The organism is Acinetobacter proteolyticus, from assembly GCF_000367945.1.
Classification (GTDB): Bacteria; Pseudomonadota; Gammaproteobacteria; order Pseudomonadales; family Moraxellaceae; genus Acinetobacter; species Acinetobacter proteolyticus.
On the sequence record NZ_KB849179.1, the window covers coordinates 1,371,867 to 1,389,174 of the forward strand.

The window sequence follows — 17,308 nt, forward strand, 5'->3', positions numbered from 1 at the left end:
TAAAAATAAGTCTCATATTTTTCTGTTGATCAGGTGTTGTAAATTCAACACCCTGCTTATCCAAAAACATCATATTTAAATGTTTTTATTTCTTATTTTTAGATATAGAGATCATGTTGCAATATTTTAATCCCTCAATAAAAAAAGACAGTTGGATTGACTCAACTGTCCTGAACAAAATGAAAATTAAATTGTAGGAGATGATCTATACCTTAAGGTGCGGGATTAGGATGGGCTTGATGGATTTGCTCGATTCCCTGAATGACCTCATCAGGTAACTTTAGGTCAATACTCTCAATATTGGTTTTCAGTTGGGTTAAATTGGTTGCTCCAATAATATTACTGGTGACAAAACGGCGACTGTTCACATAGGCCAAAGCCAATTGGGCAGGATCTAAATCATATTGTTTAGCCAATGCCACATAACGACGAATCGCATCTTCAGAGGCTTGCCCTTTATAACGAGCAAAGCGTTCCCAAAGGGTTAAACGTGCGCCTGCTGGTTGTGCACCATCTAAATATTTACCCGTCAATGCACCAAATGCCAACGGTGAATAAGCCAGTAATCCTACCTGCTCACGGATCGCAATTTCGGCATTGCCAATTTCAAAACTACGGTTCAATAAGTTATATGGATTTTGGATAGAAACGACCCGCGCTAAGCCCAATGTTTCGGAATACTTTAAAAACTGACTCACGCCCCAGGGTGTTTCATTGGATAGACCAATATGGCGAATTTTACCTGCTTGAATCAGATCAGACATAACGGTCAAGGTTTCTAAAATTGGAACTGTGTCTTCATTTTCAACATGTGTATAGCCCAATTCGCCGAAATGATTGGTGCTACGATCAGGCCAGTGCAGTTGATATAGATCAATATAGTCCGTCTGTAAACGTTTCAGACTATCATGTAACGCAGTTTCAATATTGATTCGATCCAACTTGGTTTGACCCGAACGAAAATGCGAGGCTTGGGTTAATTTCCCTGAACGGCCTACCACTTTACTTGCAATCAATACCTGCTCTCGTTTCTGTGACTGCTTTAACCATGTGCCAATATATTGTTCAGTTAAGCCTTGTGTTTCAGGCTTAGGTGGAACTGGATACATTTCTGCGGTATCAATCAGATTTACCCCACGCTCCACTGCATAATCCAACTGCTCATGCGCTTCGGATTCAGAATTCTGTTCACCCCAAGTCATGGTGCCTAGGGCGATGACACTGACATCGATATCGGTTTGACCTAATTTTCTATATTGCATTTTTCACTCAATTCAATTGTGATGACACAAGAGTGACGCTTAAAAGTCACCCTTGTTACTTTGATTCATGCTTCAGTTTTAACATGATTTTAACTGGCTTTGTTTTTTTCAGCTTGTCGAGCAATGACATATTGATTTTCTGGACGTGCCAAGCCTAGGTTTTCACGTAAAGTCGTGCCTTCATATTCAGTACGGAATAGACCACGACGTTGTAGCTCAGGCACAATCAACTCGACAAAATCATTTAAGCCCGCAGGTGTACTTGGGGGTAAAATATTGAAACCATCCGCGGCTTCATTTTCAAACCATTGTTGTAATTGATCGACAATCTGCTCAGGGGTACCAATCAGTTGCCAATGTCCACGTGCACCCGCCACCCATTCATATAGCTGACGGATACTGAAATTGTTTTTCTTGGCAATGTCTGCAATTAAAGCAGGACGACTCACCATACCTTGGCCTTCACTCAATTCTGGGAATGGGCCATCCAGATCATAGCCTGAAAAATCAAAGCCTCCGCTTAAACCACTCAATAAGGCAAGCCCTGCTTCTGGATGAATCAAGTCAGTGAGTTGTTGGTATTTGGCACGCGCTTCTTCTTCAGTACGACCCACAAATGCAGAAACCCCCGGCAAGATCAAAAGCTCATCGGTTGAACGTCCATATTTGGCCAAACGACTTTTTACATCACGATAAAATTCTTGTGCATCTTCCAGCTTTTGATTGGCTGTAAAAATCACTTCAGCATAACGGGCAGCCAAATCACGTCCTGGCCCTGACTGCCCCGCTTGTACAATCACAGGATAACCTTGGGGTGCACGAGGCACATTCAAGGCACCTTTCACCGCATAGTATTTACCTTTGTGATTTGGGTTATGTACTTTCTCAGGGTCATAAAACACACCTGATGCCTTATCATGGATAAATGCATCATCTTCCCAGCTGTCCCACAGTTTTTTAATCAAATCGACATATTCCTGTGCACGCTCATAACGCTCAGCATGTGGAATCTGTTGCTCATAACCAAAATTGGCCGCAGCTGCTTCCGAAGCAGAAGTCACCACATTCCAGCCCGCACGACCATGACTAAGATGATCCAGCGAAGCAAACTTACGAGCCAATAAATACGGTTCCTCATAAGTGGTGGATGCCGTGGCGATAAAACCGATATGCTTGGTCACCGTAGATAAAGCAGCAAACAAAGTAACAGGTTCAAAGCCCGCCACTTTATCGCTATAGCCATTTTTTTCTGCTTGTCCAAAATTAACTGCTAAACCATCAGCCAAGAAATAGGCATCAAACAAGCCTTTTTCCGCCAGTTGGACTTGCTCTTTAATAAAGTCAAAATCAACTGCTTTGCTCGGTTGAGACTCAGGATGTCGCCATGCAGCAACGTGTTGCCCAGTGGCTGGGATAAATGCACCTAATCGAATTTTTCTACTCATGTTCAGCTCCAAATTTGTTATTCAACACAATTCATCTTTCACTGTGGTTAATACAAATTGAATGCCAGATTTTTTATTTATGAATATCAATTAATTAAAAAATATTAATTTTAGCTATGTTTCAGCAACAGCATGATTCTGTTGAGGGGGTGGTTGTAAATCAACACCTCAGCTTTGATTCAAAGCTGATATTTATTAGAGCGATGATACGATAATAATCGCATAAATCATCTAGATTAAGCCTGAAGAGGAAGATGGATCGAAAACACACTATGATGATTTGGGTTGCTATATTCAATTGTACCTTTATGTGCAACCACAATCGCATGCACAACCGCTAAACCGAGACCAGTCCCCCCCAATTCTTTATTTCTAGATTGTTCCAATCTAAAGAACGGGCTAAATAAGTCTTGTTGGTACTGTTCTGCAATACCAGGACCTTCATCTGCAATTTGTATAATCCATTGATCTGAGATTAGCTTTGAGGAAATTGTTAATCTACCCGCATTGGCATAGCGAATTGCATTTTCGATCAAGGCAATCAAAATCTGTTCAAGTCTTCGACTGTCACAATGGATGGGGGTCTCTATCACATCGAATACTGGGACAATCTGGGCTTTTTCCAAGCGATCTTCAAATAGCTTGATTACTTTTTCAGTCAATGATTTTAGATCGACCCACTCATAATTTAATCTGAGCTGCTGATTTTCAACCAAACTCAAAGTACGCAAATCCTCGACCAAATGGGATAAACCCTCCACCTGATTGAGTAAGCTTTTAAATAGTGCCTCATCAGGCTGAAACACCCCATCTAAAACGCCTTGTAAACGGCCTTGCAAAATCGTGATTGGGGTTCTTAGTTCATGTGCGATTGCTGCATTCCACACTTGTGCATTTTCAACAGAACTCTCCAGTTGCTGCGCCATATGGTTAAAATTATGCATTAACTCTGCAATTTCAGTGGAATGAATTTGGCTATCATCCGCACGTGCGGAAAGATCTCCCTGACTGATTTTTTTCGCAGCGTCCGCCAAGAAATTAATCGGCTTAATAAAACGCTGGGCCAGATGCATCCCAATAATAATGGAAATGATACCACCACAAAAAATCACCGTAGATAACCAAATCCAGTCGACAAAGTGAAATTCGGTCCAATCTTCCTGTAAGGAGCTTAACGTGATCCAACCCACATCAATGGCATAGTTATAAATAAAATAACCAAGTAAAATAGAAAAAAGCGTCACGCTTAAGTTCACAATACTTAATGCGACAAACAACTGTTTACTAATACCTGACTTATTCTTCATTGGATTTTTCCAATCAATCGATCTAACTTTTTCACATGATACGCTGATTTTTTTAGTGATTTACACACTTTTTCCACACTTTAGAGATCATAGCTCCTTAAATCTTTCCAAAAATAACAGAATCAAAATTTTATTCATGTGAAGCAAATGTCTAATCCAAAACTCAATTTACGTAAAAAAATTGGCTTCGTTCTGTTGAGCATTGTCATCGCTTACTGGCTTGCCTTTCCCATCATTCCATTCTTAGACATTCCTCATAAAGCGTTGATCATGACAGCAATGGCGATTGGGGGTGAAATTCTGCTGTTGATCGTGATTGCTCTATTAGGTAAAGAATATTGGGCCAAAATCAAAAATGGATTAAAACGCTTGTTTGCCTCTCGCAGATTACAGAAAACAGAGTCTGATCACTTAAATTAAAGTCATTAGCCTTCAAAATATGCTCATTGCACAGGATGATCCAAGCGATAACCCACCCCACGGACATTGATTAGCATATGTTGTAGACCATGCTCTTCCAGTTTTTTTCTGAGCTTACTGACATGGCTATCCACCGTACGCTCCAAGGCATCACTATCAGGTAGGCAGTGATTCATCAATTCGCTTCGGGTAAAGACTTTGTGTGGATGGTCGATCATTAAAAGTAAAATTTTATACTCAGTCAGTGTTAGATTCAGCATGATTTTTCGATCTTGCTGATGAACATATACGCTATGAATATCCATATTAATTTCGATGTTTTTATAAACGAGATTCTTGTTCATCGCTTGATTGTTTTGCTGGGCCCTTCTCAGAACGGCTTGTACCCGAGCCACCACCTCATTCGGATTAAACGGTTTCACCACAAAGTCGTCGGCACCAATTCGTAATGCCATCACCTTATCAATATCCTGATCCAGTGCCGTCAACATAATCACAGGCGTTTGCGCTTTTTGACGGATTTTACTCAGCACCTCCCAACCATTCAGTTCTGGAAGTTTGATATCAAGTAGGATTAAGTCTACCGATTGTGCCGTATGAATTTCTATGGCCTGCTTACCATTCATGGCACGAAGCACCCGCATGCCCTCACGTTTTAAATAGTGCTCAATAATATCGCCAATCTCGTATTCATCTTCTACAACGAGGATCTGTTTATCACGGCAATCAAAAGAAAATGAGACGTCAAACATGAATAAATCAGCACAAAAGTTCAATCAAACTTGATGATACGCCGATTTATCTATTGATCTCCACACTTTTTCCACATTTCAAAGATGATCGTTACACACTCCTGAAAAATAATGTCAGCATCAAAAACTCCCAAGGCATGGACAGAATGCAAAAGCATCTATTACTTCCATTATTTTTATCGATCGGACTTGCGCTACAAGGCTGTGGTTCTGAGGAGGCAAAGCCAGCAGAAACCCCTCCTGCGAAAGTGAGCGTTTTAAATATTCAACCGCAATCAGTGAATTTTAGCGAGAACCTGCCTGCACGCGTTCAAGCATTTCGGACCGCTGAAATTCGCCCACAAGTCGGTGGCATTATTGAAAAAGTCCTGTTTACCCAAGGTAGTGAGGTAAAAGCTGGACAAGCCCTTTATAAAATTAATTCGGAGACCTTCCAAGCTGACGTGAACAGTAATCAAGCTTCTCTGCACAAAGCTGAAGCAGAAGTCGTTCGTTTAAAAGTTCAGTTAGAGCGTTATGAACAATTACTGCCAAGCAATGCAATCAGTAAGCAAGAAGTCAGTAATGCGCAAGCCGAATATCGTCAAGCTTTGGCTGATGTTGCACAAATGAAGGCCCTGCTCAAGCGTCAGAACCTGAACTTGCAATATGCCACGGTACGCGCACCGATTTCAGGCCGTATCGGGCAGTCTTTTGTGACAGAAGGTGCATTGGTCAACCAAGGTGATGCCAATACCATGTCAACGGTTCAGCAGATTGATAAAGTCTATGTCGATGTAAAACAATCAATTAGCGAATATGAACGTCTACAGGCTGCATTACAAAGCGGTGAATTATCAGCAAATAATGAAAAGACCGTGCGTATTTCAAATAGTCATGGCCATCCTTATAACGTCAGCGCAAAAATGTTATTTGAAGACATCAATGTTGATCCTGAAACGGGCGATGTCACTATTCGAATTGAAGTGCAAAATCCAGAACGTAAACTTCTTCCAGGAATGTATGTTCGTGTCAATATCGACCGTGCTTCAGTGCCTCAAGCCTTGCTCGTTCCTGCCCAAGCGATTCAGCGCAATATCAATGGCGAGCCACAAGTTTATGTGATTAATGCCAAAGGTGCGGCAGATATTCGTCCAATCGAATTGGGCCAACAATATGAGCAGTTCTACATTGCCAACAAAGGTCTAAAAGCGGGCGACAAGATCGTGGTTGAAGGGGTTGAACGTATCCAGCCGAATCAAAAATTGGAACTCGCCGTGTGGAAAGCACCTGCTTCAAGCAATAGCACAGCGTCTGCAACGCAAGGAGCTCAATGATGATGTCACAATTCTTCATTCGCCGCCCTGTATTTGCATGGGTGATTGCGATTTTCATTATCTTGTTCGGGTTACTCAGTATTCCCAAACTACCGATTGCCCGCTTTCCAAGTGTTGCACCACCACAAGTCAATATTAGCGCGACTTATCCGGGTGCGACGGCGAAAACCATCAATGACAGCGTCGTCACGCTTATTGAAAGAGAATTATCGGGTGTAAAAAATCTGCTCTATTACAGCTCAACTACAGATACTTCGGGTACAGCAGAAATTTCTGCGACCTTTAAACCAGGAACTGATGTTGAAATGGCACAAGTCGATGTGCAAAACAAGATCAAGGCTGTTGAAGCTCGTTTACCGCAAGTGGTTCGCCAGCAAGGTTTACAGGTCGAAGCATCATCTTCAGGTTTCTTGATGTTGGTCGGAATCAATTCACCCAATGGTCAATATTCTGAAGTCGATCTGAGTGATTATCTGGTTCGTAATGTGGTTGAAGAACTGAAACGGGTTGAAGGTGTGGGTAAGGTTCAATCCTTCGGTGCTGAAAAAGCCATGCGCATTTGGGTCGACCCCAATAAATTGGTGTCGTATGGCTTATCCATTAGTGATGTCAATAATGCCATCCGTGAGAATAACATTGAGATTGCCCCAGGTCGTCTTGGAGACTTACCTGCTGAACAAGGTCAACTCATCACTGTTCCCCTATCTGCTCAAGGACAATTGGGCAATGTGGAGCAATTTAGAAACATCAGCCTAAAAAGCAAAACTAGCGGTAGCGTGATCAAACTATCTGATGTAGCCAAAGTCGAAATCGGTTCGCAGGCCTATAACTTTGCGATTTTGGAAGATGGTAAACCAGCGACTGCTGCAGCAATTCAGCTCAGTCCGGGTGCCAATGCAGTGAAAACTGCGGAAGGAGTTAGAGCCAAGATTGAAGAATTAAAACTGAATTTACCTGAAGGCATGCACTTCAGTATTCCTTATGACACTGCACCTTTTGTCAAAATTTCGATTGAAAAAGTGATTCATACCTTACTTGAAGCCATGGTTCTGGTTTTCATTGTGATGTATTTATTCTTACATAATGTTCGTTATACCCTGATTCCTGCCATTGTTGCACCGATTGCGCTACTCGGTACATTTGCGGTGATGCTACTTGCAGGTTTCTCGATTAACGTACTAACCATGTTTGGTATGGTGCTTGCGATTGGTATCATCGTTGATGATGCGATTGTGGTGGTCGAAAATGTGGAACGAATCATGGCAACCGAAGGACTTTCTCCGAAAGAAGCCACCTCCAAAGCCATGAAGGAGATTACTAGTCCAATTATCGGGATTACCTTGGTTCTTGCTGCGGTGTTCTTACCAATGGCCTTTGCCAGTGGTTCGGTCGGGATTATCTATCAGCAATTTACCCTGACCATGTCGGTGTCGATTTTATTTTCAGCCCTACTCGCTCTGATTTTAACTCCTGCACTATGTGCCACCATCCTCAAACCGATTGATGGTCATCATCAGAAAAAAGGCTTCTTTGCATGGTTTGATCGCAGTTTCGATAAGGTCACAAAAAAGTATGAATTGATCCTGCTTAAAGTGATTAAACATACCATTCCAATGATGGTGATCTTTGTGGTGATTACAGGCCTGACCTTTGCAGGTATGAAGTATTGGCCTACAGCATTTATGCCAGAAGAAGACCAAGGCTGGTTCCTGACGTCTTTCCAGCTACCATCGGATGCTACTGCTGAAAGAACGCGAGGTGTAGTCAATGAATTTGAAAGCAGTTTAAAAGACAATCCTAATGTAAAAAGTAACACGACCATCATGGGTTGGGGCTTTAGTGGCGCAGGTCAAAACGTGGCTGTCGCCTTTACCACGTTAACTGACTTTAAAGACCGTACTTCAACAGCAACTGAAATGACCAACGCTGTCAATGCCACGATGGCACACAGTAAAGAAGGTGCAACAATGGCTGTTTTACCGCCTGCCATTGATGAACTTGGGACTTTTTCAGGTTTTAGTTTACGCTTACAAGACCGTGCCAACTTGGGTATGCCTGCACTTTTAGCTGCACAAGACCAGTTAATGGAAATGGCCGCCAAGAACAAAAAGTTCTATATGGTCTGGAATGAAGGCTTACCGCAAGGCGACAATATTTCTTTAAAAATTGACCGTGCAAAATTGAATGTTCTGGGTGTGAAGTTCTCTGATGTTTCTGACATTATTTCAACCTCAATGGGTTCGATGTATATCAACGATTTCCCAAATCAAGGACGTATGCAACAAGTGATTGTACAGGTCGATGCCAAATCACGTATGCAATTAAAAGATATTTTGAATCTGAAAGTTGCAGGTTCAAGTGGGCAACTGGTTTCTCTGTCTGAAGTGGTGACACCACAATGGAGTAAAGCACCACAACAATACAATCGCTATAACGGCCGTCCATCATTGAGTATCGCAGGGATTCCGAACTTCGATACTTCATCTGGCGATGCCATGCGTGAAATGGAAAACCTGATTGCCAAATTACCGAAAGGCATTGGTTATGAATGGACAGGTATTTCCTTACAGGAAAAGCAATCTGAATCGCAAATGGCCTTTCTGTTGGCATTATCAATGCTCGTCGTATTCTTGGTCTTGGCGGCACTATATGAAAGCTGGGCTATTCCGCTTTCAGTGATGCTGGTGGTGCCACTCGGTATTTTCGGTGCAATTGTGGCAATCATGTCCAGAGGTCTAATGAATGATGTGTTCTTTAAAATTGGTCTGATTACTATCATTGGTTTATCGGCCAAAAATGCGATTCTGATTGTTGAGTTTGCCAAGATGCTGAAAGAAGAAGGTATGAGTTTAGTCGAGGCCACGGTTGCGGCAGCAAAACTGCGTTTACGCCCGATTCTGATGACCTCCTTAGCCTTTACTTGTGGTGTGATTCCATTGGTCATCGCTTCAGGGGCAAGTTCAGAAACCCAACATGCCTTAGGTACAGGTGTATTTGGCGGCATGATTTCAGCGACGATTCTGGCAATCTTCTTTGTTCCCGTCTTCTTTATTTTTGTTTTGGGTGCAGTTGAAAAGCTGTTTTCCCCGAAACCCAAAAATCCATCTTAAATAACATTGAGCAGAGGGAATCAACGGGTTTCCTCTGACTCCTCCTTAGTATTTGTCCTCATCTTATTTGGAGAAGACTATGTCTAAAGTGACCGTCTTATCTCGTGGCCTGCTTGTCTCTACGCTTTCGATTGCCCTAACGGCATGTATGAATCTGCAGGCACCAAAACCTGCGATCAAATCGGATATTCCAGAAAATTTTGCACTGGCAAACACAGGCAGCTCAATTGCAACGCAGGGTTATAAACAATTCTTTGCCGACGCACGTTTATTGCAAGTGATTGAAATCAGCTTAAATAACAACCGTGATTTACGGACTGCGACACTCAATATTCAGCGCGCACAACAGCAATATCAGATCAGTAAAAATGACCAGTTGCCTACTATTGGGGCAAATGGCAGTGCTGTTCGACAAGTCAATCCATCTGTGAATCCGAATAATCCTTATTCAACTTTTCAAGTCGGTTTGGGTTTGACCGCCTACGAACTGGATTTCTGGGGCCGAGTCAAAAGCTTAAAAGATGTGGCCTTAAATAATTACTTTGCGACCCAGAGTGCAAGAGAAGCCACGCAGATCAGTTTAGTTAGCCAAATCTCACAAGCTTGGTTAGATTATGCCTATGCAAAAGCCAATTTAAACTTAGCTGAACAGACCTTAAAAGCACAGCTCGACTCTTATAATCTGAATAAAAAACGTTTTGATGTTGGCATTGATAGTGAAGTTCCGCTACGTCAGGCACAGATTTCAGTTGAAACGGCACGTAATGATGTTGCTGCCTATAAAACCCAAGTCTCACAGGCGCAAAATTTACTAAATCTTCTTGCTGGACAAACTGTTCCATCACAACTCTTGCCCAATCAAGCTGTGCAGCGTATTACAGCAGAATCTGGCTTTGCTACAGGTTTAAGCAGTGATTTACTGAATAACCGCCCCGACCTAAAAGCTGCTGAATACCAGCTTCTTGCCGCAGGCGCCAATATTGGCGCAGCGAAAGCACGGATGTTCCCTACGATTAGCCTGACGGGTTCAGCTGGCTATGCATCGACAGATCTTAAAGATTTATTTAAATTTGGGGGATTCTCTTGGTCAGTTGGGCCGAGTATCGATCTGCCTATTTTTGATTGGGGGGCGCGTAAAGCCCATATTAAAATTTCAGAAACTGAACAACAGCTCGCGCTGGCAGATTATGAAAAAGCCATTCAATCTGCATTCCGCGAGGTCAATGATGCTTTGGCCGCTCATGCCCATATTGATGAGCGTTTAACTGCACAACGCCGTTTGGTTTTAGCAACGGATACGACTTATAGATTATCCACAGCTCGATTTAGAGCGGGGATTGATAGTTATCTGACGGTTTTGGATGCTCAACGTTCTGCTTATGCGGCACAGCAAGCCTTACTGATATTAGAACAAAGCAAGTTAAATAATCAGATCGAATTATATAAAGCGCTCGGTGGAGGATTAACTCAACCAGCAGCGTAAATTTCAACTTTTTGTACTTGATCTCTAGTTATGCTATCTCGCTTTTTTAGTCTGAAATAAACAGCCTGATGTTAACTAGAGATCGATTCGCGTAAATTGCGATATTGTTTCGGGGTCTGATTTGCCCAACGCTTGAATGCACGGGTAAAATGGGTAACATCAGAGTAGCCTAATTTTTCTGAAATAGAGGAAATACTATATTCATGATGATTCAGTAATTTTTTGGCATATCGCTCTCGGACTTGATCCATGAGCATCTGAAAAGTGGTGCCCTCTTTTGCCAATTGACGCTGTAACGTTCGTTCAGTCAAATGTAGCTTATCTGCAACCTCTTTCATTTTGAAAAAACCCTCGACTTCATCAAAAAGCAATTCACGCACCAAAGCCGTGAGTGGATGTTTTTCACCACGTTTAGCCACCAACTTATTCAAATCATGTTTACATTGTTCTCGCGCCAAACGTGCAGCTAAAGGATCCGCCATAATCAGCGGAAGTGCTAAATAACTTTCAGAGAAAATCAGTCGGTTATTGTCTTGATTAAAACTGATCTCACAAGGCAATAACTCTTGAACTTGCGCTAAAAATGCAGGTTCAACATAATTCAGTTCGGCCTTAATCTTTAATTTACTTCCAGTGATGGCATTCGACATCTGTGCAAAACCCACCATCAGAAAGGTCATGCCGACAATCCCCATCTTAAAGTTTTTCATCGGCTGGTCTAAATAAAGTGAAGCCAGTCCATTTTCAACTTCAAGACGCGGTTTTAATGCAGGACAACGCAGACCAATAAACTGCTCCATGACATTCAGTGCTTCACCAAGATTTTGTGAAACCATGGCGGCCAGACCAACTGAGCCATGGCATGACACGGTCATTTGTAATCCGAGATAGACGCCCAACGCAGGTTCGTTGGTGAGTTCAACCGCTCGATTCAATAAATTATTGAATATATCAAAATCTAAATACCAAAACGGTTCTGAAAGTTGCTCGACGCCAACGCCACTGCCTTCCAGTAATTTCTCTGCTGAAATATTTAATTTTTGTACCACATCGGCCATCAGACTGACGTAGGTTCCGGGTAAAGATGGATTCACAATCGTTATCTCATCAATGTTTTATACAGAATGTCGTAAAATGGTCAAAACTGTCATTTCAAGAACTATGACACATATCTGTGATTCGGCATAGTACCAACAACAAAATTGTCGCATTTTTATCCAGCTCGATTCTGGATACTAATTGAAGGAAGTTGGTGAGATATGAAAGCTCTGGTTACGGGTGGTGCTGGTTTTATTGGTTCGCATATTGTACGAACACTGCTCAATGAAAATTATGAAGTTCGAGTATTACATCTGCCTCAGGAAAAACTAACTAATCTTGAAGGTCTGGATGTTGAACTGATTGCTGGCGATATTACCGACCCAATCAAAATGGATGAAGCTGTTGAAGGCTGTGATTTAGTCTTTCATACCGCTGCTATCTACGCCTTATGGCTGCCAAAACCAGAGTTGATGCGTAAGGTCAATGTTGAAGGCACGCGTATTGTTCTCAATGCCGCGAAAAAAGCTGGTATTAAACGGGTGGTTTATACCAGCACAGGTGCATGTTTTGCAGGCCAACCCAAAGGCATTCAGGCCACAGAACAAAGCCCTTTTGCTTTAGGTGCAACAGGTGATGCTTATGTATTGACCAAATTTGAAGCACACCAAATCGCCTTACAGTTTGCAGCAGGCGGTCTAGATGTGGTGATCGTTTGTCCAACAGGCCCAATTGGTCCCCAAGATATCGCGCCAACGCCAACAGGAAAATTACTGTTAACAATTGCCCAGATGCCAGCGCTCGCTGTGCCAGCTGCGATCAACAATATGATTGATGTTAGAGATGTTGCCAAAGGCCATGTGCTGGCTGCAGAAAAAGGTAGAGCAGGTGAAACCTATATTCTGGGAAATAGAGATCTAGATGGTGTTGCCATGGCGAAAACTGTTCATCATTTGTTGGGCATTTGGCGACCTGTAATAACCATTCCCAACCTGATTGAAGGTGTTTCCTCCCAACTAGCAGGACATGCCGCGTTATGGGTGACCCAGCATATTACCCACAAAGCACCTTTGGTCACACCATCAGCAGCAAAAATTGGGCAATTAGGAACCTCTTTTAATTGCGCCAAAGCGGTACAGGAATTGGGTTTACCACAAACTCCTGTCGAGATTGCTGTCCGAGATTCACTGCAATGGTTTGCTGCCAATGGTTATATCCAGTCCCGCAGCTTAATCAAAAAAATTGAAGCGATTTCAATCTGAGCCAAGCAGACAGGAGTCGAACGATGAATAAGTTTATTGATCATCAGATTGTTGCCCGTAAAGTACATTTTGATTTTTCCCAAACCCCTCGCCACTGGGTTCCCGATGATGTATTGGCGACTCATGTACTCAATAGCATGCATGTGTTATTGCCTGCTGTTGAGCACTGGTTCTGTCGTCTTGCCAATAAAACCTTGCCTTATGTCAACGACAAAAATCTGAAAGCCGATATCCGTGGATTTATTGCTCAGGAAGCCGCCCATGCCAATGCACACAAGGGCGCTGAAATCTATTTCCAGACCCATGGTATAGATCCGACACCTTTTAAACATTTTCTAGAGTGGATGTTTAAAGATGGTTTTATGGGCGATACTCCCTTTGGAATTTATGGACCTTTTAAACGATATTCGAAACAGTGGCTTGCCTTTCGTATGGGCATCATTGCTGGTTTAGAACATTATTTTTGCTTCTTCGGCACTTGGGTGCTAGATGCTGAAGGTCTGGAACATGCCGACCCTGCGATGCTGGATATTGTACGTTGGCATGGTGCCGAAGAAGTTGAACATCGTACTGTTGGTTATGATGCTTATCGTGCACTGGCTGGTGATCATCTCAAAGGCTATTTAGGTCGTCAACTCAGTATGAGCTTCGCCTTTATTGCAATGGTCGGGTTCTGGTTAGGTGCATCTGTGTATCTGTGTAAGTTAGACAATACCCCTGAAGCAAATCGAATTTCCCGCAAGAATCCATTGGCGTTGATTTGGGAGTTTCAGCAAACCGCAAAGCAGAAAAAAAGCCTCCCCGATCTAGTGATGATTCTGACCGCACTGAAAGGGTGGAGTAAATTTAACTATCATCCAGAACATGATGGTGATGTGAAAAAGGCGCTGGCTTATATCGCGAATTCCCCTGCTGCTAAACAAGCTGCCGAAGCCTATGCTCAAGCGCTTGCAGCCAAAATGAATCGCTGAGGCCGTTATGAAAAGTGATCAACTCCTTCTGAAACGTGACGGATTAAGCTTGCATGCCAATCTGTATGGTCACCCTGCTCATCCTCTAGTGGTGTTGCTACATGGCTTTCCAGATACACCGCATTGCTGGGACAAGCTTTACCCTATTCTTGTCGATGCAGGCTATCAAGTTCTCATCCCTTGGTTACGGGGTTATACACTCGATTCGGTAAGCAGCAATGCTCACTATGGCTTGGCATCTGCGACTGTTGACTTAAAAGCTTGGTTAGAAATGCTCGGTGCTCAAAAATTTCATCTGGTGGGACACGATTGGGGGGCAGCTATCGCCATGAGCTATGCCAATCAATATTCGGCATCACTCTATAGTATGAGTTTACTGGCAGTTCCTCCGATTCCTGCCATGAAGAATATTTTAATCAATTTAAAATATTTTCCGAAACAACTCTATTTATCTTCTTATATGTTGCTGATGCAATCACATTTTGCCAAAACATTGCTATCGCAAAATCAAGCTGAGTTTGTTGCGAAAATCTGGAAAAAATGGTCACCCACATGGCAATTTACACAAGCAGATTTTGCAGCCACGCGTGAGGCTTTTAGCCATCCGCAAATCGCATGGGCAGCCACACGTTACTACCGTAGCTTATTTGCAGTTCATCATCCTATCAACTTAAAAGCCAACCGAGATCTACTCCGTCCAATCCAGCTTCCAACATTGGCTTTGGCTGGATTGGATGATGGCTGCATGAGTATTCAATTACATCGCGCTTTGGCTCAATCCAGGCATTTTCCTAAAGGCTTGAATCGCTTGTATTTACCTAACTGTGGGCATTTCTTACAGGCAGAGCAACCGCAGCGTGTTGCTGAGTTACTGCTTGAGCATTTTCAACAGACCATCGTCTAAGTACTAACTTGAACCTTTTTGTTTAGGTGTATGTCTATTTCATACTAGGATTTTCCAATGAATAAAGCAGTTAAACCATCCAAACCAACTCAACTAGTTGATGTATTGATTATTGGTGCAGGACCTTCTGGACTGAGTACTTGTATAAAGTTAAAGGAGCAAGGCATTCACAATGTCGTGATTCTGGATATGGCCAACCGTATTGGCGGTACATGGGCACTGAATGATTACCCAGGCCTGTTTTGTGATGTTCCAAGTGAAATGTATTCGCTGGGCTTTGCACCTAATCCTAATTGGTCACGCACATACGCCCCTCAGGCTGAAATTCGCCAATATTTAGAAGATGTGGCACATCAGTTTAATATTGTTCCCCAGATTCAGCTAGGCACTGAAGTGACCGAAGCTCGATGGGACAAAGGATTGAATCGCTGGATGATCAGTACAGCGGCTGGTAAAAGCTACAGTGCAAAATTTTTTGTTCCTGCTACAGGCTTCATTGGCGAAGCCAAAATGCCTAGCTTTCCAGGACAAGAGCAATTCAAAGGCACCATGTTCCATTCAGGTAAATGGAACCACGAATACGATTTAACAGGTAAACGTGTTGCCGTGATCGGTAGCGGTGCATCAGCAATTCAATTCTTACCAGCAATTCAGCCAAAAGTTGGGCATTTATACAGTTTTCAACGTACCCCATCTTGGGTACTACCTAAACCTGATTTTGCTGTACCAAATATTGTGAAAACGGTTTTCAAAAAAGCACCATTGTTAGAGAAAATCATTCGTGAAGCAGCATTGTGGAGTTTAGAGCCCTCACTCCCTGTGTTTATGAACATCAAGATCATGGAAAAGCTGCATGCTCTGGGTAAACTCAATATCAACCTCAGCATTAAAGATCCTGAAATGCGTCAGGCAGTTACCCCTACACATACCTTAGGATGCAAACGCCCGATGTTTTCAAATAATTGGTATGCTGCGCTGGTGAAACCCAATGTATCTGTGCTTTTTCAAGGTCTGTCACATATCACTGAACATGGTGTTGTCGGTGAAGATGGTAAAGAAATCAAAGTAGATACTATTATTTTTGGTACAGGTTATGCGGTCGCTGAGCCTGCCATATATAAAATAATTAAAGGGGCTAATGGGCGGAGCCTGAGTGATACATGGCAACGTCAACCACGCGCCTATATGGGGATGTCGATTTATGGTTTTCCCAATATGTTTATGATGCTCGGTCCTAATTCGCAAAATACAGTCGGCTCAGTGATGTGGACGGCAGAACAACAGTCCGTCTATATTTCAAAAGCTATTAAACTCATGCAACAACGACGTATCGACTACATTGAAGTGAAAGAAGCCGTGCAAAAACAATTTAATGTCCGCATCGATAAACGTTTGGCGAAAATGCCCGTCAGAGCTGATATCTGTAAGAGCTATTATTTAGATGATGCGGGTCGTAATCATATCATCTGGCCTGAATTTGGCTTTGTAATTAAGCACAAACTGCACCATGTGAATCTGAAAGATTACCGTATCGAAAGTAAAGTGATTAAAGTAGTCGCCTAAGTCTGTTATCAGGGCTGACGTATGCAAGCGTCAGCCTTTATAGTAGATGGGTTTAAATGAGAAAATAATTACTTCACTATGTTCACACTTTCGATTACCCCAAGATTCTATGAAACAGATGCCTTTGGGCATATTAACAATACCGTGATTACAGGTTGGTTTGAAACCGCACGCGAACCCGTTTTTCGTCTGTTTAATCCGAGTATGGAAATCAAAAATCTGCCTTTGATTTTGGCGCGTGTTGAGGTCGATTTTGTAGCGCAGATCTATTACGGTGCTGATATTGAAATCAAAACGTGGATTGAGCATATCGGCAATTCTTCATTTATTGTCGCACATGAAGCTTGGCAAAATGATCACTGCGTGGCTCGTGGAAAGGCTGTTCAGGTGTATTTTGATTTTAGCACACAGAAATCTGGTCGTATTCCAGATCAATTCCGTGAACAGTTACAACAATATCTGATAAGCCAATAAG

At 42.5% G+C, this 17,308-nt stretch carries 14 protein-coding genes; 9 read left to right on the forward strand and 5 right to left on the reverse strand.

Annotated elements, in window-relative coordinates:
* Window positions 1–212: 212 nt before the first annotated feature.
* The 3 genes from F993_RS10305 to adeS form a co-directional block, all read right to left on the reverse strand.
* Window positions 213–1,262 carry an NADP(H)-dependent aldo-keto reductase gene (locus F993_RS10305; RefSeq protein ID WP_004654141.1) on the reverse strand — a complete coding sequence of 350 codons (1,050 nt, stop codon included), beginning with the start codon at window positions 1,260–1,262 and terminating at the stop codon, window positions 213–215.
* Between the two features lie 89 nt (window positions 1,263–1,351).
* Entirely contained in the window at window positions 1,352–2,707 is a 1,356-nt protein-coding gene (locus F993_RS10300) for an LLM class flavin-dependent oxidoreductase (RefSeq protein ID WP_004654143.1), read from the reverse strand.
* Window positions 2,708–2,943: 236 nt separating this feature from the next.
* Complete coding sequence (gene adeS / locus F993_RS10295) at window positions 2,944–4,014, reverse strand: two-component sensor histidine kinase AdeS (RefSeq protein ID WP_004654145.1); 1,071 nt, start codon at window positions 4,012–4,014, stop codon at window positions 2,944–2,946.
* A gap of 147 nt (window positions 4,015–4,161) precedes the next feature.
* On the opposite strand from adeS, the gene F993_RS10290 reads away from it, so the two are divergent.
* Complete coding sequence (locus tag F993_RS10290) at window positions 4,162–4,434, forward strand: transporter suffix domain-containing protein (RefSeq protein WP_004654147.1); 273 nt, start codon at window positions 4,162–4,164, stop codon at window positions 4,432–4,434.
* Window positions 4,435–4,457: 23 nt separating this feature from the next.
* Here F993_RS10290 and adeR read toward each other — a convergent pair whose 3' ends face one another.
* Window positions 4,458–5,186, reverse strand: coding sequence for an efflux system response regulator transcription factor AdeR (gene adeR / locus F993_RS10285; RefSeq protein WP_004654149.1), 729 nt, complete (start codon window positions 5,184–5,186; stop codon window positions 4,458–4,460).
* A gap of 146 nt (window positions 5,187–5,332) precedes the next feature.
* Between adeR and F993_RS10280 the strand changes: the two genes are divergently transcribed.
* From F993_RS10280 to adeC, 3 genes are all read left to right on the forward strand, one after another.
* Window positions 5,333–6,502 (forward strand): efflux RND transporter periplasmic adaptor subunit, encoded by a 1,170-nt coding sequence (locus tag F993_RS10280; protein ID WP_004654151.1) that lies wholly within the window; start codon window positions 5,333–5,335, stop codon window positions 6,500–6,502.
* The gene (gene adeB / locus F993_RS10275; protein ID WP_004654153.1) at window positions 6,502–9,612 is read left to right on the forward strand and encodes a multidrug efflux RND transporter permease subunit AdeB; all 3,111 of its coding nucleotides are present in this window, start codon (window positions 6,502–6,504) and stop codon (window positions 9,610–9,612) included. The genes F993_RS10280 and adeB overlap by 1 nt, the downstream gene beginning before the upstream one ends.
* Window positions 9,613–9,691: 79 nt before the next feature.
* Complete coding sequence (gene adeC, locus F993_RS10270; RefSeq protein ID WP_004654154.1) at window positions 9,692–11,095, forward strand: AdeC/AdeK/OprM family multidrug efflux complex outer membrane factor; 1,404 nt, start codon at window positions 9,692–9,694, stop codon at window positions 11,093–11,095.
* Window positions 11,096–11,166: 71 nt separating this feature from the next.
* On the opposite strand, the gene F993_RS10265 is transcribed toward adeC, so the two are convergent.
* Window positions 11,167–12,189, reverse strand: a complete 1,023-nt coding sequence (locus tag F993_RS10265) for an AraC family transcriptional regulator (protein ID WP_004654157.1) — start codon at window positions 12,187–12,189, stop codon at window positions 11,167–11,169.
* A gap of 165 nt (window positions 12,190–12,354) precedes the next feature.
* On the opposite strand from F993_RS10265, the gene F993_RS10260 reads away from it, so the two are divergent.
* The 5 genes from F993_RS10260 (at window position 12,355) to F993_RS10240 (ending at window position 17,307) form a co-directional block, all read left to right on the forward strand.
* Window positions 12,355–13,395, forward strand: coding sequence for an NAD-dependent epimerase/dehydratase family protein (locus F993_RS10260; protein WP_004654159.1), 1,041 nt, complete (start codon window positions 12,355–12,357; stop codon window positions 13,393–13,395).
* Between the two features lie 23 nt (window positions 13,396–13,418).
* A complete protein-coding gene (locus F993_RS10255; RefSeq protein ID WP_004654162.1) occupies window positions 13,419–14,366 on the forward strand; it encodes a metal-dependent hydrolase in 948 nt (315 codons plus the stop codon).
* 7 nt (window positions 14,367–14,373) lie between these two features.
* Complete coding sequence (locus F993_RS10250) at window positions 14,374–15,270, forward strand: alpha/beta fold hydrolase (protein ID WP_004654164.1); 897 nt, start codon at window positions 14,374–14,376, stop codon at window positions 15,268–15,270.
* Between the two features lie 57 nt (window positions 15,271–15,327).
* Entirely contained in the window at window positions 15,328–16,833 is a 1,506-nt protein-coding gene (locus F993_RS10245) for a flavin-containing monooxygenase (RefSeq protein ID WP_004654166.1), read from the forward strand.
* A 78-nt stretch (window positions 16,834–16,911) separates the two neighbouring features.
* Entirely contained in the window at window positions 16,912–17,307 is a 396-nt protein-coding gene (locus F993_RS10240; protein ID WP_004654168.1) for an acyl-CoA thioesterase, read from the forward strand.
* Window position 17,308 lies beyond the last annotated feature (1 nt).

Excerpts from the sequence above, each read along its gene's own strand:
- F993_RS10290 (WP_004654147.1), top strand. The coding sequence starts at position 4,162 with ATGTCTAATCCAAAACTCAATTTACGTAAAAAAATTGGCTTCGTTCTG.
- F993_RS10300 (WP_004654143.1), bottom strand. The coding sequence starts at position 2,707 with ATGAGTAGAAAAATTCGATTAGGTGCATTTATCCCAGCCACTGGGCAA.
- F993_RS10260 (WP_004654159.1), top strand. The coding sequence starts at position 12,355 with ATGAAAGCTCTGGTTACGGGTGGTGCTGGTTTTATTGGTTCGCATATT.
- F993_RS10280 (WP_004654151.1), top strand. The coding sequence starts at position 5,333 with ATGCAAAAGCATCTATTACTTCCATTATTTTTATCGATCGGACTTGCG.
- F993_RS10245 (WP_004654166.1), top strand. The coding sequence starts at position 15,328 with ATGAATAAAGCAGTTAAACCATCCAAACCAACTCAACTAGTTGATGTA.
- F993_RS10240 (WP_004654168.1), top strand. The coding sequence starts at position 16,912 with ATGTTCACACTTTCGATTACCCCAAGATTCTATGAAACAGATGCCTTT.
- adeB (WP_004654153.1), top strand. The coding sequence starts at position 6,502 with ATGATGTCACAATTCTTCATTCGCCGCCCTGTATTTGCATGGGTGATT.
- adeR (WP_004654149.1), bottom strand. The coding sequence starts at position 5,186 with ATGTTTGACGTCTCATTTTCTTTTGATTGCCGTGATAAACAGATCCTC.
- adeC (WP_004654154.1), top strand. The coding sequence starts at position 9,692 with ATGTCTAAAGTGACCGTCTTATCTCGTGGCCTGCTTGTCTCTACGCTT.
- adeS (WP_004654145.1), bottom strand. The coding sequence starts at position 4,014 with ATGAAGAATAAGTCAGGTATTAGTAAACAGTTGTTTGTCGCATTAAGT.
- F993_RS10305 (WP_004654141.1), bottom strand. The coding sequence starts at position 1,262 with ATGCAATATAGAAAATTAGGTCAAACCGATATCGATGTCAGTGTCATC.
- F993_RS10250 (WP_004654164.1), top strand. The coding sequence starts at position 14,374 with ATGAAAAGTGATCAACTCCTTCTGAAACGTGACGGATTAAGCTTGCAT.
- F993_RS10255 (WP_004654162.1), top strand. The coding sequence starts at position 13,419 with ATGAATAAGTTTATTGATCATCAGATTGTTGCCCGTAAAGTACATTTT.